Raw genomic sequence first — 22,560 nt, forward strand, 5'->3', positions numbered from 1 at the left:
CGGCCGATGGTGTCCTTCACGCCACCGGCAGAATGATCTCGAAGCGCGTGCCGCGTTCGCTGTCAACCAGCGCGATCATACCATCATGCGCTTTCAGGAGGGCCAGCACGATGCCGAGCCCCATGCCGGTGCCGCCCTGTTCGCGCCGCGTGGTGAAAAACGGCTCGAAAATGCGCGCCCGGTTGCTCGGCGAAATACCGGCGCCGTCGTCACTGACCAGGAGGCTCGCCTTGCCGTCGGCGCTCGTAGCGGAGACAGAAACCTGTGTCGCGCCGTGCCTGGCCGAATTGTCGATGAGATTGGCCAGCACGATAGCCGCGTTCTCGGCCGATATGTGCAATCTGATGTCGCCGCCGGCCCCGATGCTAACCGCCAGCCTGTTGTCTACGGGAAGCAGCGCCAGCGCCGCACCGATCGATGTGCTTTCGCCGCTCGGCGCCAGGTTTTCGGCGCGCGCCATGTCAAGCAGGCGGCGAACCAGCAGATTGAGCCGTCCCGCATCGGTGACGATATTGTTGGAGAAACGCCGCCGCTCCGTATCGTCCATCGCGCCACCGGAATCGCGCAGCAATTCGGCTGCGCCCTGGATCGCTGTCAGCGGCGATTTGAGTTCGTGCGAGACATGGGTGGCGAACGTCTGGATGCTGTCGGAACGCGCCTGCAGTTTTTCGGCCATGTCGAGGAAGGCGGCGGAAAGCTCCGCCATCTCTCGCGTGCCGTGATGGTCGAGCGGCCTGATCGCCGCGCGGTCGCCGGCGGCGATGCGCTCGGTGCGGTCGATCAGCGCATAGATCGGCCGGCTGACGGTGCGCAGGAAGATGAGGCCGATGAGCAGCGTGCCGCCGAGAATGGCAATCGCCGCCAACGTCACCTTGCCGCGTTCGCCATAGAGATGCTTGATGATGTTGTTGGGCGTCCGCGACACATAGACGACGCCGGCGACCTTGCCGTCGACGGCCACCGGCAAAGCGGCGAAGACACGCACCTTGGTGCCGCGGCTGACCGAATAGAGCGGCGGCGCCGGCTGGTCGCGGATGCGCAGCCTGAGCGCGCTGGCATAGCTGCCGGCAAGTGCTGTGCGCACCTCTTCGGCCGCACTGAGCGACTGGCCGACCTCGCCGCGCCCGGCAATGACGACGCCCCGGGGATCGAGCAGCCGGAAGCCGGCCAGCGTGGTTTTCTGCGTGGCGTCGAGAATACCGGACAGGCGCGCACCGATCGCCGCGAAGGCAGGATCGGCGGTGGCAGCGATCGCCGCCGGCCGGGTCGGCAGCACATAGTCGGAGGCGAGATCGAGTTGCGGCTCGATCGGCTTGTACAGCGGGCCCGGATTGACGCTTCGGCTTGAATCCCCGCCTGGCCCCGGCATCGGCGCACCGAGCTTGTCCGCCGCAATGCCGGCGTCGCGCACATCCTGCGCATAGATGGCGGCGATGGCCGCCCCTTGCGCGATCAGCTCCGCTTCGGTCTGGCGGATCAGCTGGTTCTCGTAGAGGCGGAAGAAGAACAAGCCGACCAATGGCAGGGCCATCACCATGATCAGGATGGCGACGACGACCGTGGCAAGCCGTGGCCGCCACTTGCGGCCGATCCATTTGCCGGAAGTCGTCAGCCGCATCGGCCAAGCCGGAAGCCGACGCCATGCACGGTCTCGATGGCATCCAGGCAACCCACTGCTGCCAGCTTGGCGCGGATGTTGCGGATATGGCTGTCGACGGTGCGGCCGGCGACATGGATGTTTGCGGCATAGGCGCTGGCCATCACCGCGTCGCGGTCGAGCACATGCGCGGGCCGCGCCAGGAATCCCTTCAGGATCGAGAATTCGATCCCCGTCAGGGCAAGCGCCTTGCCGTCGAAGCTGGCAGCGTGACTGGCCGGCGCCAGAGCCAGTTTGCCATGCGAAAACTGCCTGTTGTCGACCGGTTCGGCCGCCGCCGGGCGGGCGCGCCGCAGGATGACGTTGACGCGGGCGACCAACTCGCGCGGGCTGAATGGTTTCGTCACATAGTCGTCGCCGCCCATTTCGAGCCCAAGGATGCGATCGATCTCCTCGTCGCGCGCGGACAGGAACAGCACCGGCACATCGGATGTGTGCCGCAGTCGCCGGCAGACCTCCAGCCCGTCCATCTCCGGCATGCCGATGTCGAGCACGACAAGATCCGGCGCCCGGCGGCCGATCGCCTGCAGGGCGGCGGCACCGTCGGCCACGCCTGTCGTTTTCATGCCGGCCTTTTCCAGCGCAAAGCAGATCACCTCGCGGATGTGCGGGTCATCGTCGGCGACGAGGATGTGATGCGGCATGGATCAGCGGCCCGGCATGGAAGGTTCGATAGCGGAGGGAATCACGAACGGCCCCTTGGTGTCGAGATATCGAAGCAGCCGCCAGTCGCGAAAGCTCCAGGCCCGCCAGTTCTGCTGGATAGTTCGATACCAGATTTCATCGCTGCCGCGCACGCCAGCCAGTTCGCGGACAGTGCCGGCCGCCGCCGTCTTGCCCTGTTGCTCGAGGAAGCGATCGAGTGCGGGAAACGCGCCTGGACCGAGCGAGTGAAGATACCAGGCGTCTAGGGGAATGCCCTGGCCGGTCATTTCGAGGGAATGGTCGACATTGTAGTTGGCGATCGTTGCTGCGAAATTGATGAAACAGCCGGCATAAAGCGTCAGAGATAACGTCAGAAGATTGGCGGACAGCAGCCATTCGTTGGATTTTCTAAGCGCGATGCGAGCGATGATCAGGGCAAGGCCTGCTGCCACCAGCCCCATCCAGACAAAGGCAGCGACGCGCCAATAGGTCAATGCATAGATGCCGATATAGAGGTCGAGCCGCAGGATCGACGAGACCACCAGCATGATGTTTTGCGCCACCCAGGCGTAGACCAGCCGGCGGATGAGCGGATCGGCCGAGGTCTCGCTGCCTGGCCGCAGCGCTGCCAGCACGAAGCCGGCGGCAAGCAGCGCCGTGACGATCAGGGGATAGGCGCCACGATGCGCGTAGGCCGCGTAGCTCAGCCCGTCGGGAAGGGCCGCCCCGCCCCACAGATAGGTGGCGTCGAGCGCCGTCTGCAGCGCAAACAGGATGTTGAAGACGATCAGGGCGCGCAGGATGGCGGCCTTGCCGAACAGGATATCTTCGATGGTGGTGACGGTTTTGTCGGCTTGAGCGCTGACGGCGGGCGCCGCGCGCCGGTTGCGGCGAACCGGGCGCGGCAGGCGCGGCCGCAGAAAAGCCCAGACAGCAGCGAGCACGAACAGCCAGAAGGCAATCCGCGCCAGCTGGATAAGATCGAGCAGCCTCACGAGGTCGATCAGCGACAGCCAGTAGTCGATCACCGGATTGGCGGCGCCGAACAGCGCCAGGAAGACCGCGCCCAGCGTCAGCGGCATCACCCAGACAGCGATCGCCGCCAGCCGGATGCGCCGCCGGCCGAACCGCCGCGCCGTCCTGCGCCAGCGGATGAAATCATTGGCGAAGCGGAACGGCGCCGCCAGCCCGAACAGCACGATCTGCCCGGCAATACGGGCGATGCTGTGCCGCAGCCGCCCGCTCAGCGAAAGGGCAAAGACGGTCAGCGCCGCCAGCGCGATCGAAACCGACAGGGTGCTGACGTTTTCAGCCAGCGGCAGCAGCGCGACAAGCGAGGCGATGGGCTTGAGCCAGACCCGACCGTCGCTGAAAGCCGCCGGATGCACGGCGACAACCGCGGCGGCAATCAGCAGGGCGAACAGGAAAACCGTGATCCCGGCGGGCTGGCCGTAGAACAGGAAATCCGCAAGTGCCGCCAGCAGGATGGCGACACCGAAGCGGCTGCAATAGCTCGGCGCGGCGGAGAGCAACGCTGTCATGATCGGGCTTTCCTGATGGCGTCCCGCCGGGTTGCCGGCGGGCTGTTGCGGACAAAGGGAATGAGGATTGCGACGGGACACACGCGCGGCGCATCGGCCAGCCACCAGTCTTCGCGGCGCAGCCGGTAAGGCAGGGACCATCGGGGTTTTGCTCGGTTTTGCATGCCGTCTGTTTGTCAGGCCGGCGGGGAAAGGGTGAGGCGGATCGGAGGAGGTTTTCCGCAGGCCTGTGCAGTTTTCGTGCAGGCAATTGTTGAGGTCGAATTCGCCATCTTTCTAACGTCGGCGCTGCCCCTCACCTGCCTGCCGGCATCCTCTCCCCGTAAACGGGGCGAGGGACGCTCTTGTCGCCGGTTTCGCCAATCTCCAGCGTCGCAAGAAAGGCGCCGGCGTTGCCGCCATCTCCTCTCGCCCCGTTTACGGGGAGAGATGTCCGGCAGGACAGTGAGGGGCAGCACCAGCTTTCGCGATGGCTCGCCTCAGGCACAGCCCTGCGCGCTTGCCTCACCTGCCCGCACGCGGCATAGATCACCCATGGAAACCTACCGCCCGCGCCGCTCCGTGCTCTACATCCCGGCCTCCAACGACAAGGCCCTGGCCAAGATCGCGCAGCTTGCCTGCGACGCCATCATCATCGACCTCGAGGATGCCGTAGCCCCGGCCGACAAGATCGCCGCTCGCGAAAAACTGGCCGGCATTTTCGCCAACCGCCCCAACGAACGCTGCGAGATGATCGTGCGCATCAATGCTCTGGCAACCGAATGGGGCGCCGACGACCTGCTGGCTGCCGCAGGCTGCGAGCCCGACGGCATCCTGTTGCCCAAGGTCGACACGCCGCGCGACCTGCTCGAGGCCGGCGATGTGCTCGACGACAATTTTGTCCCCGATAGCGTGAAACTGTGGGCGATGATCGAGACGCCCAAGGCGCTGCTCAACATCGGCGCCATCGCCGAGCTTGGCCGTGACCCGGCCTCGCGGCTCAGTTGTTTCGTTGCCGGAACGAATGACCTGGTCAAGGAGACCGGCATTCTGGCAACGCCTGACCGACGCTACCTCGTGCCATGGCTGATGCAGATGGTGCTGGCCGCGCGCGCCGGCGGCATCGACATGCTCGACGGGGTCTCCAACGATTTTCGCAACCTCGGCGCTTTCACCCATGAATGCGCGGAAGCCGCGGCCATGGGGTTCGACGGCAAGAGCCTCATCCACCCGGCCCAGATCGAAGCCGCCAACCGTGCCTTCGCACCGTCCGCGGAAGCCGTGGCCGAGGCGCGCTCGGTGAAGGAAGCCTTCGCGCTCGCCGAGAATGCCGGCAAGGGCGTGATCGCGCTGAACGGCAGGATGGTCGAGCGCCTGCACTTGGCGCAGGCCGAAAAACTGCTGGCGAAGGCAGCCGCCATCGGGGCATAAATGCTCGATGGATGCGAGCGGGCTATGGCTACTCACGACAGGACTGAACAATGAAACTCTACCGCTTTCTGTCCGGCCCGGACGATGCCAGCTTCTGCCACAAGGTGACGGCGGCGCTGAACAAGGGCTGGCACCTGTTCGGCTCGCCGACCTATGCCTACGACAAGAAGGCCAAGACGATGCGTTGCGGCCAGGCCGTGGTCAAGGATGTCGACGGCCAGGAATACGGGCCCGATACCAAGCTGAGTGACTGGTAGGGGACAGCGCTGAGGACTCTCTCTTTCTTCGTCATCCTAGGGCGGAGCAAGGAGCGAAGCGACGCGGCGCAGACCCTAGGATCCATGCCGTGACATTGGCCGTAGAATGCGGCGGATCAAAATGGCGCTTGTGCGCGCATCAACGCTCGCTACCCTGAAACCACGACCGGCTACGTCTATATGACCGCGAGTCAGAACCGCGGCACCATCTATATCGGCGTCACCAACGATCTCGGCCGTCGAATGCCTGAGCACAAGGCCGGCCAGGGCTCGCGCTTCACGAGTCGCTACAGCGTACAGCGGCTGGTGTGGTACGAGGAATATTTCGACATTACCGATGCCATCCAGCGCGAGAAGTCATTGAAGCGCTGGCCTCGACAATGGAAGATCGAGCTGATCGAAACGGCCAATCCGGAGTGGTTCGAGCTCTTTCGTGGAACCGGCTGGTAGCCGCTCGGGTTTCTTGCACCGCCGGAGCATAGCATCGCCGTCACGGCATGGATCCTAGGGTCTGCGCCGCGTCGCTTCGCTCCTTGCTCCGCCCTAGGATGACGAAGGTGTGGGGCTACTCGGCCGCTTCTTCGAACTTCTCCATATCATCGTCCGACAGGCCGAATGGTGACCGATCTCGTGGATGTCGCCCAGCGTCTCTTCGTTCTCGGACCAGTAGTCAAGGATATCGACGGTCAGGAATGAGGGCCGAATACAGCGCTTGGTCGATCAGTAACCAGCTACGCCAGATTTTCCCAGGCGGCTCTGATTTCGTTGAACCGTGCGTCTGCGCGGCCCTCGACGTCATCGCAGCCGAAATAGAGGATCGATAGCGCTGCAAGGAGACCGGGATAGCCGGAGACGGAATCCATTCTCGTAAGGATTTCAGGAACCGGCAACCGCTTGCGTTCAATCATGGAGATCGCGCATTCCGCTGTCATAGGTGCCATCGGGTGGTCGAATTCGGATAGCCAGAAATCGACCAGGGCAACGAGAGTGGCCGGTTCGATGGCAGCACTTGCGGGCAGATGGCAAAGCTCACTAAGTGCGAGGAAAGCGGCATTCGGCGAAATCCCGATGGCGGTTGCGATCAGTTCCCGGCTTTGTGAAATGTCGTGGTACGGCCAATTGCAATCGATCAGGTCGGCAAATTCTGCTTCCGTCATCTGAGTGCTACTCGGCCGCCTCTTCGATCTTCTCCATATCATCGTCCGACAGGCCGAAATGGTGGCCGATCTCGTGGATCAGCACGTGGGTGACGATGTCGCCCAGCGTTTCTTCGTTTTCGGACCAGTAATCGAGGATGGCGCGGCGGTAGAGCGTGATGCGGTTCGGGCCTTCGCCGGTCTGCGGGTTCCAGCGCTCGGCGATGCCGCGTCCCTCGAACAGGCCGAGCAGGTCGAAGGGCGTTTCCAGCGACAGGTCGTCCATGATCTCGTCGGTCGGGAACTCGGCGATCTGGATGACGATCTCGCCGGTCAGCTTGCGAAAATCCTCCGGCAGATGCGCATACGCCTCCAGCGCCAGGAACTCCATTTCGTCCATCGAGGGCGAGAGTTCGTCGTGCCAGGTGCGGGTCTTGTAGATGCGGGCCATGCTTTGTCCTTTGATCCCGGCATATAGGCTTTCGCACCGGAATCGGCAAATGAACGGGCCGATGCGCCTGCGCCATCCCTGCCGAGAGGAATAAATTCCCCATGACTCTGCTTGACTCCTGGGTCCCCCTCTGGAATCTATAGGGAACATAACAGGAACAATTGTGAGTGGAAGCTGACCGTCATGGCGATGACCGCCGTGGCGCGGGAGACTGTTTTTGCCCTGCGCCGCCAGATCGCGAAAATCGAGGGAACGCTGCCCGAGCGCTTGGCCGCGCCGGCCGCCGCGCCCCTTCACGCCGACGCCAACACCGATCTCACAATCGTCCGGCGTGGCATTGCCGCGGCGTTGCCGGATGCGTTTCTGCCTATCGGTGTCGAGCGCCTCGACGCCGCCCTGAGCGGCGGCCTGCCGAAGGCCGCCCTGAGTGAAATCCATGGCACGCAAACCCGCGATGCCGGGGCCGTCGCCGGCTTCGCTTTGTCGCTCACCAGTCTGATCCTCAAGCAAACGCCGGGGCTGCCGGTGCTGTGGATCGGCACATCGGAGATTTTCCGCGAGGCCGGCTTTCCCTATGCAAGGGGGCTTCACGCCTCGTTCGGCATCGAGCCGGAGCAATTGCTGTTTTCCGAGGCGCCAAGGCTTGTCGATGCGCTGTGGGTCGCCGAGGAGGCGGCCCGGATGACAGCGCTCGCCGCGGTCATCCTGGAAATCCGCGGCAATCCGCAGCGGCTGGACCTGACCGCGACACGCCGGCTGCATGCAAGGGCGCAAGCGGCCGGCCGGCCGGTGTTCCTGCTGCGGCAGGCGGCCGAACCCGAACCGACGGCCGCCCCTGTCCGCCTCATCGTCGCCTCGGCGCCGGCGGTGCCGCGCGACACCATCGCCGGGCCGCTGGCCGGCTCGATCGGCCGCCCGGCCTTCGCCCTCACCATCGGCAAGAGCCGCACAGCCCTGCCTGGACAATTCACACTGGAGTGGAACCCCGATGAACGCGCATTCGACGAAAGATGGGGCGACGAAAAAAGGAGCGAGGGAAGAGACCGGACAAAGAATCCTGTCCCTGTGGTTTCCCTATCTGGCGGCGGAAAGGATCCTGCGCCAGCGTCTGGGGCGGTCCTGGCGTTCCCGGCCGTCGGATCACCTCTCTCACCCGCCGCTCGTGATCAGCCATCGCGACCGCAACGCGCAGCGCATCTCGGCCCTCGACGAGCGGGCTGAGGCGCTGCACCTGAAGCGCGACATGGGCATTGCCGATGCGCGCGCCATGCATCCGTCGATCGACATCGTCGAGGCCGATCCGGAAGCCGACCGCCGTCTGCTCGAAGGCCTTGCCGACTGGTGCGACCGCTACACCCCGCTGGTGGCGCTGGATGGCGCGGACGGTCTGTTTCTCGACGTCACCGGCTGCACCCATCTGTTCGGCGGCGAACGCGCCATGCTGGACGAGATCCTGTCGCGCTTCTTCCATCAGGGTTTCGATGTCCGAGCCGGGCTTGCCGCGACGCCTGGCGCGGCCTGGGCGGCGGCACGCTTTTGCAGTGACCGCATCATTGTGTCAGGCGAGGAGGAAGCGCTGCTGGCACCCCTGCCGCTGGCCGCACTGCGCATCGAGCCGGCGACCCGCACCAGCCTGGAAAGCGTCGGCCTGCGCACGGCGGGCGCCGTCATGGCGGCACCGCGCGCGCCGCTCGCCCGCCGCTTTGGCGCCTTGCTGCTCCTGCGCCTCGACCAGGCGCTTGGCCGTCTCGACGAAGCGGTGTCGCCGCGCCTTCCCGTCGCGCCGCTTTCGGTCGAACGCCACCTCGCCGAACCCGTCACCCTGACCGAGGACATCGAACGGCTGGTGGGCATGCTGGCGGCGACCTTGAAAACCGATCTCGAACGCCGCGGCGAGGGTGCCAGGACACTGGCGCTGCTGCTCTTTCGCGTCGACGGCGCCGTCAGCCGCATCGCCATCGGCACCTCGCGGCCGATGCGCGAACCCATGCTGATCCAGAAACTGTTCCATGAGAGGCTGGCCGCGCTCGAGCAGGATATCGATGCCGGCTATGGTTTCGATCTGGTGCGGCTCTCGGTGTTGGCGGCAGCCACCTTCGACATGCAGCAGGCTGATCTGACTGGTGAAACGATCGACGATGGCGCCGATATCGCGCTGTTCGCCGACCGCATCCGCGCCCGGCTCGGCGAGGGCGCGGTTCTCCGGCCGGTCGCGGTCGAGAGCCATCTGCCGGAGCGTGCTGTCGCCACGATCCCCTTCACCGAAGCGCCGCGCCGGACCACGCCGCCGAAAAAGCCCGGCAGGCTGCAGGCGCCACAAACCATTTTTCCGCCGGAACGGCCAATCCGGCTGTTCCGCTCGCCCGAACCCATCGATGTGCCGGCCACTGAAATGCCGGAAGGACCACCGCTGCACTTCCGCTGGCGGCGCGCGCTCTACCGGGTCACGCGCGCCGAAGGGCCGGAACGCATCGCCGCCGAATGGTGGCGGGAAGCGCCAAGCGACGAGGCGGCATCGACGCGCGACTATTTCCGCATCGAGGATGCCGATGGCCGCCGCTATTGGCTCTACCGGCAAGGTCTTTACGGCAACACGCAGGTACCGCCGCGCTGGTTCATGCATGGTGTCTTCGCATGAACGCGCTGACCGTCATCCCCTATGCCGAATTCGGCATCCAGTCGAATTTCTCCTTCCTGCGCGGCGCCTCCAAGCCGGAGGAGCTGGTGGTCGCGGCCAAGCTCCTGGGCTTCTCCGCGATCGGGCTTGCCGACCGCAACACGGTGGCCGGCGTGGTGCGCGCCTGGCAGCAGGCCAAGGTCGAAAAGCTCTCCTATCACCCCGGCTGCCGGCTGGTTTTCGGCGACGGCACGCCGGACATCCTCGCCTATCCCCAGGACCGCAAGGGCTGGGGACATCTGTGCCGCATGCTTACCCAAGCCAATCTGCGCGACGAGAACGAAAAAGGCGCCACCCTTCTCCAGCGCGGCGACCTCCTCGAATGGGGTGACCTGATGTCGCTGGCGGTCCTGCCCGGTCTGTCGGCGGGCGCGGAAGATAGTCTTCCCCTGCTTGGAGACCTCAAAGGCCGCTTCGGCAGGTACCTGCGGCTTGGCGTTTCGCCCGACTACGCCGGCAATGACCGTTTCCGCATCGAGCAGGCCGCGGCGCTTGCCGAGAGCGTCGGTATTCCGCTGATGGCGACCAACGACGTTCTCTACCACACGGCCGAACGGCGCCCGCTGCAGGACGTGCTGACCGCGATCCGCCTCAACACGCCCGTCGCCGAGGTCGGGCTGCAACTCAGCGCCAATGCCGAGCGTCATCTGAAGCCGCCAATGGAGATGGCGCGCCTGTTCCGCAGGCATCCGCAAGCGCTGGCCGAGACGCTGCGGTTTGCGGAAGAACTGACCTTTTCGTTGAGCGACCTTCAGTACAATTATCCGGACGAGCCGACGGAATCGGGTCTTGGCCCACAGGCTGAACTGGAGCGGCTGGCGCGGGAGGGAGCGGCCAACCGCTATCCGGCGGGTGTGCCGGATTCGGTGACCAGGCGCATCGAGGAAGAGCTCGCTTTGATCGAACGCCTCAACTATGCCCGCTATTTCCTGACTGTCTACGACATCGTCAAGTTCGCGCGCAACAAGGATATTCTCTGCCAGGGACGTGGATCGGCCGCCAATTCGGTCGTCTGCTTCTGCATCGGCATCACCGAAGTAGGACCGGAAAAAATCGATTCGCTCTTCGAGCGCTTCATTTCCGAGGAGAGAAACGAGCCGCCGGATATCGACGTCGATTTCGAGCACGAAAAGCGCGAAACCGTAATCCAGTACATCTACGAGAAATACAGCGGCAAGCGCACGGCACTTGCGGCCGCCGTCATCAGCTATCGCGGCCGTTCGGCGCTGCGCGAAGTGTCGAAGGCGATGGGCCTGTCCGAGGATGTCAGGGCATCGCTTTCCGGCTCGATCTGGGGTTGGTCGACATCGGAGCTTGGCGAGAAGGAAGCCCGCGCCGGCGGCCTCGACCGCACCGATCCGGTGTCGAGGCACGTGATGGAGCGTGCCAATGAGATCATGGGCTTCCCCCGCCATCTGTCGCAGCATGTCGGCGGCTTCGTCATAACCAGGGACCGGCTCGACGAGATCGTGCCCATCGTCAAGACGGCGATGGACGAGCGCAAGATGGTCGAATGGGACAAGGACGATCTCGACGCGGTGAAGATCCTGAAAGTCGACGTGCTGGCGCTCGGCATGCTGACCTGCCTCCAGCGCGCCTTCACCTTGCTTACTGACCACTATCCAAAGGCGCGAGACAAATACGGCCGACCTTATGTGCTGGCCACCCTGCCGGCAGAAGACGCCCGGGTCTACGATATGATCTGCCGTGCCGACACATTGGGCGTCTTTCAGATTGAATCGCGGGCGCAGATGTCGATGCTGCCGCGCCTTGAGCCGAAAACCTTTTATGACCTTGTCATCGAGGTGGCGATCGTGCGGCCGGGCCCGATCCAGGGCGACATGGTCCACCCCTATCTGCGCCGCCGGCAGGGCAAGGAAAAACCCGAGTATCAAAAACCGGAGCTGGAGGCGATCCTCAGCAAGACACTAGGTGTGCCGCTGTTCCAGGAGCAGGCGATGAATATCGCCATCGTCGCCGGCGGTTTCAAACCGGGCGAGGCCGATGAACTGCGCCGCGCCATGGCCACCTTCAAGCGCACCGGCACCATCGGCAATTACCGCGACCGTATGATCAATGGCATGGTCGGCAAGGGCTACACGAAGGACTTCGCCGAGCGCTGTTTCAAGCAGATCGAGGGCTTTGGCGAATATGGCTTTCCCGAAAGCCATGCCGCTTCCTTCGCCCTGCTCGTCTACGCCTCCTGCTGGTTCAAGACCTTCTATCCCGACGTGTTCTGCGCCGCGATCCTGAATTCGCAGCCGATGGGGTTTTACCAGCCGGCCCAGCTGGTGCGCGACGCAAGCGACCATGGCGTCGACATTCGCGATGTCGACGTCAATTTTTCGGTGTGGGATTGCACGCTGGAAAAGGCGCCGTTCGATCCGGCCCGCATCCTCCCACGCCATGCCGAGATGCGCGGCGTCATCGAGACGAAGCATGCCGTGCGGCTCGGCTTCCGCCAGATCAAGGGCCTGTCGAAGGAGCGCATGGCGGCCTTCGTCGAACAGCGCGGCTCAGGCTACGTATCCGTCAGGGATGTCTGGCTGCGCTCCGGCCTCGATGTCGGCGACATCGAGCGGCTGGCGCAGGCCGATGCCTTCCGTTCGCTCGGCCTTGATCGTCGCCAAGCCTTGTGGGCGGTGCGCGCGCTCGACGGCAAGAGCGCCGCCGAAAGGCTGCCGCTGTTCGACCAGCCGGCGCTTCGCCTGCGCGAGCTGGAGCCTGAGACGAAGCTGCCGAAAATGCCGCTCGGCGAGCATGTCATCCATGATTACCGCGCGCTCGGCCTGTCGCTGAAGGCGCATCCGGTCGCCTTCCTGCGCGAGCGGCTCGACCGCGCCGGCGTCATCCCCAATGCGAACCTGCCTTCCGTGCGCGACGGCAGGCGCGTCTCCGTCGCCGGCCTCGTGCTGGTGCGGCAGCGCCCCGGCAAGGGCAATGCGATCTTCCTGACGCTGGAGGACGACAAGGCGGTTGCCAACGTCATCTTCTGGCAAAGGACCTTCGACCGTTACCGGCCGATCGTCATGGGCGCCCGGTTCGTCAAGGTCACCGGAAAATTGCAGTCGGAATCGGGCGTGGTCCACATCGTCGCCGAGAGGATCGAGGATCTGACGCCCTGGCTGACCGTGCTTCTGGAGAAGGTCAGCGGGGCCGCACCAGCGGTTCCTCCGAGAGACCTCGCCAAGGACGGTTCGGATCGCTCCAGCCCCGCCAAACAAAGCGCGCCGATCCGGCAGGATCTCGCAACGCTGTCGGAAGAAGCGGAAAGGGTCATGCCCAAGGGCCGCAATTTTCAGTAGGCAAGGCCATGCCAAGGGCGGAACGAAAGCGGACGTCGGCGATCCTTCGCGCTCCCCGCTGTCCCGCCAGCCTTCGGCAAATTGGCGGGTATAAGCAGCGTGCCCCTCAGCCCGACCCACCCAAGCGCGGCAGCGGGGCCAGCACATCCTCCACCGAAAGCGTCCGCGCCTCGGAGGGCAGCATGATCGGGATGCCGTCACGCACCGGATAGGCAATCTTGGCGACCCTGGAAATCAGTTCGCCGCGCTCTGGATCCCAGGCCAGCGGCCCCTTGGTCAGCGGGCAGGCCAAGAGTTCCAGCAGCTTGGGGTCGACCTTCCTCCCGTCACGTCCATCCGCCGCCATAAGATTCTCCTCCCAGCCAGTTGCGGGCCTAAGATGTGCCGAGATTCAGGTCAGGCCCAGTCGAAAATGGCTGATACCGAGAACCGGAGCGGAGCGTACTTTTCGTACGCAAGCACCGGAAGCGCAGGAAGCCACCATTTGCAGGCCGGTCTCACCTGGATATCGACACTCTTACTGCAAACTCGAGCCAAAATCCTCATTCTCGCGCGCCAGTGCCATTTCGGTGATGGCGATCAGCGTCTCCGCCCGGGTCTTCAGGTCGGCTGCTTCGAGCAGCGCCTGTTTCTCGGCCGGCCCGTAGGGCGCCATCATCGACAGCGCATTGACCAGCATGGCATTTTCGGCGCGGCTGACGCTTTCCCAGTCGGCCTCCAGATCGTTGGCCTGCAGATAGGCGCGAAACGCCTTGAGCAGCGATGGCCGGTCGATCTCGTTGTCCGCCTGATCCTCGTCGAGATCGGCAAGGAAAGGCGCGGGCTTGCACTGGCGAAACGGCGTCTTGACCGTCAATTCGTGGGCGATGCGGAACCGGCACACGCCCTGCAGCGAAATCAGGTAGCGGCCGTCGCCGCTTTCGGAGAAGGCGATGATGCGGCCGGCGCAACCGACATTGCAGAGCTCCGGCTCGCCATCGCCGCGCAAGGCGCCGTCGAGACTGGGCTGGATGACGCCGATGAGCCGCGGGCCGGCGATCGCCTCGTCCACCATCTGCAGATAGCGCGGCTCGAAGATGTTGAGCGGCATGCGACCTCCCGGCAGCAAAAGCGCACCCTCGAGCGGAAAGATCGGGATCGTCGACGGCAAATCCTTGGCGAGCCGGTAATGCGCGTTTCCCGCTTGCACCATATTCCTCCGATCGCTTCACCAGAAGCGCGTCATACCAGCTAATCTGGCGCAGTCGTCGCCGACGCCAAGCCCGTGCGGCAAAACAACCGGCAGCCGGCTCAGGAGAACAGCAGCGCCGACAATTTGCGGCGCGCCGCCAGCGTCGCCTCGTCGGTCATGCCCCAGGCCTCGAACAGCTGCAGCAATTGCGTCCTCGCGCCATCCTCGTTCCAGGCCCGGTCGGCCTTGATGATGGCCAGCAGATTGTCGGCCGCGGCCGTACGGTCGCCGTTGGCGTTTTGGATCATGGCCAGATCGAAGCGCGCCTGGTGATCTCCGGGATTTTCCGCCAGCCGGCGCTCGAACTCGGCTGGATTGCCGAGAGCCGCCGCCTGCGCCGCAACCGCCATCCTGGCGCGCAGGGCTGCCAGCGGCGGCGCATCCTTCTTGGCCTCCGGGGCTGTTGCCAAAAGCGCCTCGGCGCCTTCCGTGTCGCCGGCGTCGAACAACAGTTCGCCCAGTCCGGCGATCGCCTCGATCGTCTCCGGCGCCTGCGCCAGGATGGCGTCATAAATGTCGGCCGCGGTCTGCATGTCGCCGGCGGCGCGCGCCTCAACGGCTGCGGCCAGGGCTTCAGCCACTGGCGGCGCGCCATTGTCCTTGCCGCCGACCTTGGTGATGAATTCGTTGATCTGGCTCTCCGGGATGGCGCCCATGAAGCCATCGACCGGCTGGCCGTCCTTGAAGGCGATGACCGCCGGGATAGACTGGATGCCGAGCTGGCCGGCGATCGAGGGATGGTCGTCGATGTTCATCTTCACCAGCTTGACCCTGCCGCCGGCGGCCTTGACCGCCTTCTCCAACTGCGGCGTCAACTGCTTGCAAGGCCCGCACCAGGGCGCCCAGAAATCGACCAGCACCGGCTGCCGGCGCGATTCCTTGATGACATCGGCGGCAAAGGCAGCCGTCGTCGTGTCCTTGATCACGTCGGCGGGAGCGGCGGGCGCATCGCCAAGCGCGACTTTCGCCGGCGCCGGCGCGGCTCCACCATACTGCACCGAGGTGGTGTACTGGCCGCCATTGCCGCCAAAGGAGCCGCCGAACGGATTGTTGTCGCTCATCTCTCTACCCTTCCGTGGCGCCGCCGGCCGGCGGCCAGGCGCCCTATGCTTCAGACCATCTGACTCAAGCCATCCATGTGGCGATCACACGGAGACTTTCAAGATAGCAGCATCGTGCCCGGTTGCCTCGACGAATCTGATCAGGTCGCGCGCCGCGATCGATGTCGTCGCCTCATTGGTCAGCGGATGCCCATTGATGACCGCATGCTCCATCAAATCCTTGTCGAGCACGAGCTTGACCCTGTTTGCCGTGTCGTTGATGACGCCAAAGACCGTGACGGCGCCCGGTGTGACGCCGAGCAGCTCCATCAGCATCTCCGGCTTGCCGAAGGAAACCCGGCTGGCGGCGCCGATCACCTGGTGGATCTGCTTCAGGTCGACGACCGCGTCCTCGCCGACGGTGACCAGGAAGAAATTGTCCTTCTTGTCCTTCAGGAACAGGTTTTTCGTGTGCCCGCCGGCGATTTCGCCGCGCAGCGCCTGCGAATCGGCGACGGTATAGAGCGGCGGGTGGCGCTTCGTCGACGTGGCAATGCCGAGTTCGGCAAGAAAGGCCATCAAATCGGCTTCGGTCTTCGGCATCGGTTTCGTCCCGTTTCTCAAGCCAGCCGTTTACGGCCAATGGGGCAGCCGACACAAGACCGTCATGCGACATCATGGTGAGCGGCACCGCCCTTCGCGCTGGCGCCCCGCCGCCCGCCACTCACGCGCCCGCCGGCGGCTTGCCGGCCCCGCGCATCGTGTCGCAAAAAGCCTGCGATTTCCCTGTTGCAATCGCCGCGCTCTTCAGCCATATAGGCCCGGCTTGCGGCCAAGCGCCGTGCGAGCGGGTGTAGCTCAGGGGTAGAGCACAACCTTGCCAAGGTTGGGGTCGAGCGTTCGAATCGCTTCACCCGCTCCAAATCTTCTTTAGATTTGAAAAGCATAAAGGGCCCGGGTAACCGGGCCTTTTTGCTATCTGGCGCCGGGGAGCGGGGGGACGACGTTTCCAGCCGAAGCCGGGAACGTAGGGCTGCCCATCCGACCTGGGTGTTGAGCCTCAACAGGTTGTCCGCGGGTAGAGCGAGGCGGCTCCGGAATTTGCGTCGCGGGCGATCGATATGCCATGGATAATCGGCCAACGGCTTTCGCTTCCATTTCGCGACCCTGACGGCCGAGACCGCGAATCGGGCGCGAGCGACCTCCAGCGGCGTTGGCGCCGAGCAGGTAAATCAGCTAGAACTAACTCAGGCGGAACAATTGTCTGCGATTTCAGGAGACGACATGTCCGAGGAGCATGTTGAGCGTCGGCTGGCGGCGATCCTGGCCGCGGATGTGGTCGGCTATAGCCGTCTTATGGAGGTCGACGAAGAGCACACGCTCAATCTCCTTCGGCAGCATCGACGGGAGTTCTTCGATCCGACCGTCACCAAGCACGGCGGGCGCATCTTCAAGGTGATGGGTGACGGCTTTCTGGTCGAGTTCGGCAGCGTAATCAATGCGGCGCGCTGCGCGGTCGAGATCCAGCGCGGCATGCCCGAGCGGAATGCCGGCATTCCCGAGGACCGGCATTTCAAGTTTCGCATGGGCATCAACCTTGGCGACATCATCGTCGACGGCGATGATTTCCAGGGCGACGGTGTCAATCTTGCGGTGCGGCTGCAGGGCCTCGCGATGCCCGGCGGCATTGCCTGCTCGGAAGCGGTGCGCCATGCGGTCGGCAACAAGCTGGGCGTCGACTTCGCCGATCAGGGCACCAGGACCGTCAAGAACATTGCCCAGCAGGTGCATGTCTACTTCGCCAACTGGGACCAGGGCGTGTCTTATGTCGAGACGCATGTTGCGGCCAGAACCGTCCAGACGCTGGTGCGGTCCGACAAGCCGTCGGTGGCGATCCTGCCATTCGCCAATCTTAGCGCTGATCCCGACCAGCAGTATTTCAGCGATGGCATCACTGAAGACATCATAACCGACCTCTCGAACGTCTCCGGCCTGTTCGTGCTCAGCCGCAATACAGTCTTCGCGTTCAAGGGCAGGACCGACAAGATGGAACGCATCGCCAGGGAGCTTGGCGTCGGCTACATTGTCGAGGGCAGCGTCCGCAAGGCGGGAAACCGGGTCAGGATCAATGCCGAGTTGATCGAGGGCGCCACGGACGGACACGTTTGGGCTGCCCGCTACGACCGCGACCTCACCGACATCTTCGCCGTGCAGGACGAAATCGCCAAAGCGGTCGTGGCGCAGCTCAGGGTCAAGCTCCTGCCTGAGGAGAGGAAAGCTATCGAGCAGGCGCCGACGGACAATGTGGAAGCCTATACGCATTACCTTCGAGGGCGCGATTACAGCCACATCGCGACCAGAGCCAACCACCTGATGGCCAGACAAAGCTATATCAGGGCCATTGAGCTCGATCCGGGATATGCCCGTGCCTATGCAGGTCTGGCGGTCTGCGACGTACGCCTTCAGTCGAACTACGGCTCACCGATCCATGTGGACGACATTCTCGCGACCGCGGACAAGGCCCTGGCCCTGGACGCGAATTTGGCCGAAGCGCATTCAGCCAGGGGCTTTGCCCTGTCCCTCGCCGATCGCCGTTCCGAGGCCGCGGCGGCGTTCGAACAGGCTCTTACGCTCGACGCCAATTGCCACGAGGCCAATCGTTACTATGCCGAGTTTTGCGTAACCGGCGGCCAGTTCGAGTTCGCCGCCACGTACTTCATGCGCGCGATGGAAATCAAACCGTCCGACTACGGCGCACCGGTCATGCTGGTGAACGTCTTTCGGACTCTCGGCCAACAGAACGATGCGGAGCTTTATGCACGAATCGCATTGGAGAGAGCTGAAGAGGAACTCCGTTTGCATCCCGAGAACGCCAATTGTGCCTGCCTAGGGGCTATCGTGCTGGCCTTCCTTGGTGAACGCGATAGGGCGGCCAAGTGGCTTGACCGGTCTCTGGCGATCGACCCTAACGATATCAACGTCCAATACAACGCAGCTTGTACCTATGCGTTGCTGGGGGAGTTCGAACGTTCGATCGACCTTTTGGAAGCGTGGCTGCCGCAGGCTGGCGCCGAGATGAGACTCTGGTTCAAGAACGATTCCGATTTCGCCTCTGTTCGCAGTCATCCTCGCTACCAGAAGTTGCTCCAGCTGCTGCAGTAGCGATACGCATTGTTCTTGAGTCAAATTGTCGCCGATAATCAAGAATCGGCCTTCAGGAAGATTTACCCGAAAAACCAACGCCCTCGCCATCCCGCGGATATTATGTTACGTAACTAATATAACCGAGAGGTGGGGAATGGGTACCCGGTTCAGGTTGTTCGTTCAGCCTCCGTTCGAAGACCCTACGTCAAGTCCCGAGATCATTACGGTTTCTTCCCCGCGAGGCAGTGTCGGACCTGGCCCATCCGACGATCGTATGTATGTCGTCGAGCCGGCCGACAAGATGCGGCCCTATGGCGTCAACCACGGTCCGTTGGGCACGCCCTTCATCTCCCTGCCGCCCTGGACGCGAGCTATCCTCGATCCGGCCATTCCCGACGAGGAAGGCAACTTCGATCACTATCAGCCCTCGACGCCCGGCTTCGAAGCAGCGCACGCGTTCGGATGCGTGCGCTTCACGCTCGACGTTTGGGAGCGTTACATCGGCCAACCGCTCGTCTGGCATTTCCACGATCACCACGACCGTCTGGAAATCTCGATCCTGCCGGATTGGGACAACGCTCAATACGGCTATGGCTTCCTCGAGCTCGGCAGCCAATTCACGAAAGACGGACGCGCGCTCCCCTTCAGCCTCGACTTCGATATTATCGCGCATGAGGTTGGCCATGCGTTCGTCTACAGCGTCCTCGGCATACCCAAGCCGGGAGCTGAGTTCCCCGAATATCTGGGCTTTCAGGAGGCCTTTTCCGACTGCGTTTCGTTGATCGCGGCCATGCATTTTCCATCCGTGATCGAAAACGTTCTGACGGTGACGCGCGGGAACCTCTACATCGCCAATCAACTCTCTCGCTTTTCGGAATTTTCACCGCACCGCCAGATACGCGAGGCCAACAACAAGCTGACGATGGCCGATTTCGCGGACGGCTGGACCGACGAGCATGCCTTGTCGCAACCTCTAACGGGTGCCGTCTTCGACATTCTGGTCGATGTCTTTCACGAGAGCTTGGTGGATCGAGGACTGATTTCGCCGGAGGCCGAAGATCTTGCCGACCTCGCCGAGATCTACCCAACCGCCGAGGCGCCGCTCCAGAAAGTCTTTGACCGCGATTTCACGCGCAATCCAGACGGTTTCGTCGAAGCGCTGCTCGACGCGCGCGATATCGTGGGTACCTATCTCGCCGAGACGCTGTGGGCTCTCGCCCCGGATTTCCTGGACTATCGTGACATGGCGAGAACGATGCTCGCGGTCGACGACCGTGTGACCGGAGGAGAACTATCAAGCATCATCTTCCGGGATTTCGACCGAAGAGGGATTTTTCGCTACCGTGCCGGGCCTCGCCTGACGAAGCCAGACCGAAAGAGCCATGTTCATGAGGGTCGAACCGCTCGTCCACGGGATCAGGTGCGTCTCCCGGATATGAGCTATTTCGAGAAATATTGGATGTCCAGAAGTGGCGCCGAGCTTTGATCGACATTGCAGAGGATGGGGTGATCCATGATAACTGAAACCATTTTAAATACCTCGGCCATACACTTGTTCGGTAGAGTTCTTGAAGATTTGAAGCTGAAGAAGAGGATCGATGGGGGACGGCCTCCAAGACCTGGCAATAACAGATTCCTGCAGAACCAGATCGACGCCTCCGGCAGCCTGCTGGCAAGGATCTATGCATTCACCTTCGAGGCGCAGTTCTACGAGCTGGCCAGACCGACCATACTTCTTGTTCATGGGCCTGGCACCGCGGTTGATTATCCAGCTCCGGCGGACACCGATCTGAAGGTCATGAGCCGCGGTCCAAGCGACCCTGCCTATACCGGACTTTCATCGCAGATAGGCTCATTTGCCCGCGGAATGCAGGTCTGGGTGTACGACAAGAGTGACCTGACAATGCGGCTGGAGCTCGACACGGGAACGCTCGAAGATGTTCTGTTGGGTGCAGAGCTGGACCCGCATTCGTTTGGTCGGTCGGGTGGAGCAATGGGGAGATCTGGTGGTGCCATGGGGCGATCGGGCGGCGCCATGGGCAGGTCTGGCGGTGCGATGGGGCGGTCCGGTGGCGCAATGAACCGCAACGGGCGCGGCGATCTCGACTAGCGTTCCCGATTGTCATTTGAGAATGCCAAAGGGAGATGGATCATGGCAAGAGTAGATATAGTGCGCGTCGATACACCTGAAGGGAATGCTGTAAGAGCCGGAGAGCCGATTACTGTGAGCGTGACGGTCTCCCCGGACCGTGGCTGGTTTAACGACACAGAGTACTTGGTAATCGACTTTATTTATGCTGACACTTCAGACATAGCCTCATGTTTATTGATCAACGACAACGACACTAACATCGAAGACACAACAACAATTAACTTTAAGCTTAAAGCGGAATCCGGCGCTCTGACTGGAGAATACTATGTTCGGATCACAAATAATTACTTCGAGGAGACCATCGTAAGCGGCCCTGAAGACGGAACTATCACTGTGTCCTCAAGTTAATCACTTGCGCTGTTGTCACGATCAATCTGGTGCGTGCCAGGGTGAAATCAGCTCGCTGGCCGCCCCGCCTTCCGCAGCGACGCCTGATGCACCAGCGAGGTCCAGCTGTTGGTCGAGGCGAGATGGCAATAGAGCAGGCCGAGCGCGCCTGATTTGCGCAGGTCGAGAAACGCCTCGTCGCTCAATTTGTTGAAGGCCGGCTCGTCGATCACCTGGAAATCGGTGAGGTTGAGCACCTCGCCGCCTTCCAGCGTCACCTTGCTCTGGCGTGGCGAAAACAGGCCGTGCGCATCGATCTTTTCGACCATCTCGCGGGTGGCTCGGAAGTCGATCTGGAACTGATTGCAGAAGGCGAGCGCCTGTTTGGTCGCTTCGGTTGGCTCGTTGCCGGTGAAGAACGGCAGGATCTTGTCATCGCGGGACGGCGCCAGCAACTGGTCGACGATGCGGTCGCTGGCCCGTTCGACGCACAGCGTCAGCCGGCCGGCCGATGTCGGGTCTTCGGCAAGGATGAAGGGATAGCGGCGGACATAGGCGGGGATGTAGTGCGGCGCGGTCCATTTGCCTTCGGCACCGACGAACAGGTTCTCGTTCTGACGCACGCCGGTGATGATCACCGGCGCCTTGCCCGGGCCGATGAAGACGATTGGGTAGGAGCGCATCGCCGCCGGCATTTCCGACGCCACCACCGGAATGGCGTGCGCCGAGCGGGCGAAGCCGAAATCGCTGCGCGCGGTCAGGCCCAGCGAGCCGTGCCGCGCCGGGTTGAGCGCCTCGGGCCTCGAATAGAACAGCGGCATCGCGTCGCCCGTCACTTCCGTCTTTGCATCAGCCATCATCCGTCTCCCGCACGCCCATCAGGCTGCCAATGGTCCCGAAGCCGGGATCTATGCTTGTTTGCGCTGATCTTGGGTCGAAAGGAATCCCGCGCAGGAACAAAGTACTACAGCGTCTCTTGCGCGCATAAAAGGACAGGCGGTGCTGTATTTTGGGATTGCGGCGGCCGATTGCCTTGGGAACACGACCGCCAGCCTGCCCGCCTCTGGACAGCTTGCGGCGAAGCGGCGACAGTGCCTCCGCTGGAGCAAATCCAGGAAAAGTGTGGAGCGGTTTTCCCCTGGCGATTGCGAAGAAACAAAAGCCGGATCGGATCAGCGATCCGAACGCTGAACCGCTCCGGCGGACAGATTGAGGGAAACGGAATGGCGTCGGTGTCGGATTTCGAGCAGGGACAAACCTTCACCATCGAAGCCGGCGGCCGGCAGATCCCGCTCGAACTCAGCGCGGTCAAGCCCATCGCCGCCAGCCCGCGCCCGGGCGGCGGCTTCTCGCTGCTGTTCAAAGGCCCGCGCGACATCGCACTGCCGCAGGCGACCTATCTTTTCACGGGGGAAAGCGGCAGCCACGAGATCTTCATCGTGCCGGTCGCCGCCGATGCGACGGGGCGGCTGTACGAGGCGGTGTTCAATTAGGACCCTGTTTTGGGCTGCACGCAGGCCTATCGCATCGTGACAGGGCCTGATGCGACAATCCTTGCCGCCGGCGCCGCCCCTCACTGTCCTGCCG

The 22,560-nt window shown here is 63.2% G+C and carries 21 protein-coding genes, 1 tRNA gene and 1 pseudogene; 12 read left to right on the top strand and 11 right to left on the bottom strand.

The annotated features are described in order from the left end of the window. Positions 1 to 16 precede the first annotated feature (16 nt). From NP503_RS17160 to NP503_RS17170, 3 genes are read right to left on the bottom strand one after another with little or no spacing between them, the layout of a single operon-like run. Complete coding sequence (locus NP503_RS17160) at positions 17 to 1,618, bottom strand: HAMP domain-containing sensor histidine kinase (protein ID WP_127271327.1); 1,602 nt, start codon at positions 1,616 to 1,618, stop codon at positions 17 to 19. Next, entirely contained in the window at positions 1,609 to 2,301 is a 693-nt protein-coding gene (locus NP503_RS17165) for a response regulator transcription factor (RefSeq protein WP_127271328.1), read from the bottom strand. Before NP503_RS17165 ends, NP503_RS17160 begins: the two co-directional genes overlap by 10 nt. Before the next feature lie 3 nt (positions 2,302 to 2,304). Then, positions 2,305 to 3,843, bottom strand: a complete 1,539-nt coding sequence (locus NP503_RS17170) for a DUF4173 domain-containing protein (protein ID WP_127267288.1) — start codon at positions 3,841 to 3,843, stop codon at positions 2,305 to 2,307. Positions 3,844 to 4,377: 534 nt separating this feature from the next. Between NP503_RS17170 and NP503_RS17175 the strand changes: the two genes are divergently transcribed. The 3 genes from NP503_RS17175 (at position 4,378) to NP503_RS17185 (ending at position 5,960) form a co-directional block, all read left to right on the top strand. Then, positions 4,378 to 5,253, top strand: a complete 876-nt coding sequence (locus NP503_RS17175; protein ID WP_127267289.1) for a CoA ester lyase — start codon at positions 4,378 to 4,380, stop codon at positions 5,251 to 5,253. 50 nt (positions 5,254 to 5,303) lie between these two features. Next, positions 5,304 to 5,510, top strand: a complete 207-nt coding sequence (locus NP503_RS17180) for a DUF1737 domain-containing protein (protein WP_127267290.1) — start codon at positions 5,304 to 5,306, stop codon at positions 5,508 to 5,510. A 180-nt stretch (positions 5,511 to 5,690) separates the two neighbouring features. Continuing rightward, positions 5,691 to 5,960 carry a GIY-YIG nuclease family protein gene (locus NP503_RS17185; protein WP_127267291.1) on the top strand — a complete coding sequence of 90 codons (270 nt, stop codon included), beginning with the start codon at positions 5,691 to 5,693 and terminating at the stop codon, positions 5,958 to 5,960. Between the two features lie 115 nt (positions 5,961 to 6,075). On the opposite strand, the pseudogene NP503_RS17190 reads toward NP503_RS17185, so the two are convergent. The 3 genes and pseudogenes from NP503_RS17190 to NP503_RS17200 form a co-directional block, all read right to left on the bottom strand. Then, positions 6,076 to 6,188, bottom strand: a pseudogene (locus NP503_RS17190) (metallopeptidase family protein); the annotation flags it as partial. A gap of 53 nt (positions 6,189 to 6,241) precedes the next feature. Then, positions 6,242 to 6,667, bottom strand: coding sequence for a hypothetical protein (locus NP503_RS17195; protein ID WP_127267292.1), 426 nt, complete (start codon positions 6,665 to 6,667; stop codon positions 6,242 to 6,244). Between the two features lie 7 nt (positions 6,668 to 6,674). Beyond that, positions 6,675 to 7,097, bottom strand: coding sequence for a metallopeptidase family protein (locus tag NP503_RS17200; protein WP_023763026.1), 423 nt, complete (start codon positions 7,095 to 7,097; stop codon positions 6,675 to 6,677). 183 nt (positions 7,098 to 7,280) lie between these two features. Here NP503_RS17200 and NP503_RS17205 point away from each other — a divergent pair, with 183 nt between their 5' ends. The 3 genes from NP503_RS17205 to NP503_RS17215 are packed head-to-tail and all read left to right on the top strand — an operon-like array spanning position 7,281 to position 13,079. Then, the gene (locus NP503_RS17205; protein ID WP_127267293.1) at positions 7,281 to 8,318 is read left to right on the top strand and encodes a hypothetical protein; all 1,038 of its coding nucleotides are present in this window, start codon (positions 7,281 to 7,283) and stop codon (positions 8,316 to 8,318) included. Next, the gene (locus NP503_RS17210) at positions 8,260 to 9,735 is read left to right on the top strand and encodes a DUF6504 family protein (RefSeq protein ID WP_127808653.1); all 1,476 of its coding nucleotides are present in this window, start codon (positions 8,260 to 8,262) and stop codon (positions 9,733 to 9,735) included. Before NP503_RS17205 ends, NP503_RS17210 begins: the two co-directional genes overlap by 59 nt. Beyond that, the gene (locus NP503_RS17215; protein ID WP_127267294.1) at positions 9,732 to 13,079 is read left to right on the top strand and encodes an error-prone DNA polymerase; all 3,348 of its coding nucleotides are present in this window, start codon (positions 9,732 to 9,734) and stop codon (positions 13,077 to 13,079) included. Before NP503_RS17210 ends, NP503_RS17215 begins: the two co-directional genes overlap by 4 nt. Positions 13,080 to 13,185: 106 nt before the next feature. Here the strand turns inward: NP503_RS17215 and NP503_RS17220 are convergent, their stop codons facing one another. From NP503_RS17220 to NP503_RS17235, 4 genes are all read right to left on the bottom strand, one after another. Beyond that, positions 13,186 to 13,425: a Trm112 family protein gene (locus NP503_RS17220; RefSeq protein ID WP_127267295.1), complete on the bottom strand. Its 240-nt coding sequence runs from the start codon at positions 13,423 to 13,425 to the stop codon at positions 13,186 to 13,188. 171 nt (positions 13,426 to 13,596) lie between these two features. Further along, the gene (locus NP503_RS17225) at positions 13,597 to 14,268 is read right to left on the bottom strand and encodes an LON peptidase substrate-binding domain-containing protein (RefSeq protein WP_127267296.1); all 672 of its coding nucleotides are present in this window, start codon (positions 14,266 to 14,268) and stop codon (positions 13,597 to 13,599) included. A gap of 101 nt (positions 14,269 to 14,369) precedes the next feature. Beyond that, positions 14,370 to 15,371: a thioredoxin gene (gene trxA / locus NP503_RS17230; RefSeq protein WP_127271857.1), complete on the bottom strand. Its 1,002-nt coding sequence runs from the start codon at positions 15,369 to 15,371 to the stop codon at positions 14,370 to 14,372. Positions 15,372 to 15,455: 84 nt separating this feature from the next. Further along, positions 15,456 to 15,953: a prolyl-tRNA synthetase associated domain-containing protein gene (locus tag NP503_RS17235; RefSeq protein ID WP_127271756.1), complete on the bottom strand. Its 498-nt coding sequence runs from the start codon at positions 15,951 to 15,953 to the stop codon at positions 15,456 to 15,458. Positions 15,954 to 16,197: 244 nt separating this feature from the next. Between NP503_RS17235 and NP503_RS17240 the strand changes: the two genes are divergently transcribed. The 5 genes from NP503_RS17240 (at position 16,198) to NP503_RS17260 (ending at position 20,994) form a co-directional block, all read left to right on the top strand. Beyond that, positions 16,198 to 16,272 (top strand) — tRNA-Gly (locus NP503_RS17240). A gap of 362 nt (positions 16,273 to 16,634) precedes the next feature. After that, the gene (locus tag NP503_RS17245) at positions 16,635 to 18,512 is read left to right on the top strand and encodes an adenylate/guanylate cyclase domain-containing protein (RefSeq protein ID WP_127267589.1); all 1,878 of its coding nucleotides are present in this window, start codon (positions 16,635 to 16,637) and stop codon (positions 18,510 to 18,512) included. Positions 18,513 to 18,648: 136 nt separating this feature from the next. Continuing rightward, entirely contained in the window at positions 18,649 to 19,980 is a 1,332-nt protein-coding gene (locus tag NP503_RS17250) for a hypothetical protein (RefSeq protein WP_127267588.1), read from the top strand. Positions 19,981 to 20,007: 27 nt separating this feature from the next. Beyond that, positions 20,008 to 20,604: a hypothetical protein gene (locus NP503_RS17255; protein WP_127267587.1), complete on the top strand. Its 597-nt coding sequence runs from the start codon at positions 20,008 to 20,010 to the stop codon at positions 20,602 to 20,604. A gap of 42 nt (positions 20,605 to 20,646) precedes the next feature. Then, positions 20,647 to 20,994, top strand: a complete 348-nt coding sequence (locus tag NP503_RS17260; protein WP_127267586.1) for a hypothetical protein — start codon at positions 20,647 to 20,649, stop codon at positions 20,992 to 20,994. A 47-nt stretch (positions 20,995 to 21,041) separates the two neighbouring features. On the opposite strand, the gene NP503_RS17265 is transcribed toward NP503_RS17260, so the two are convergent. Further along, entirely contained in the window at positions 21,042 to 21,830 is a 789-nt protein-coding gene (locus tag NP503_RS17265) for a SapC family protein (RefSeq protein ID WP_127267585.1), read from the bottom strand. Positions 21,831 to 21,887: 57 nt separating this feature from the next. On the opposite strand from NP503_RS17265, the gene NP503_RS17270 reads away from it, so the two are divergent. Continuing rightward, positions 21,888 to 22,466 carry a hypothetical protein gene (locus NP503_RS17270; RefSeq protein WP_236382967.1) on the top strand — a complete coding sequence of 193 codons (579 nt, stop codon included), beginning with the start codon at positions 21,888 to 21,890 and terminating at the stop codon, positions 22,464 to 22,466. Positions 22,467 to 22,560 lie beyond the last annotated feature (94 nt).

Source organism: Mesorhizobium sp. SEMIA396, assembly GCF_024518615.1.
In the GTDB taxonomy this organism is placed as follows: Bacteria; Pseudomonadota; Alphaproteobacteria; order Rhizobiales; family Rhizobiaceae; genus Mesorhizobium.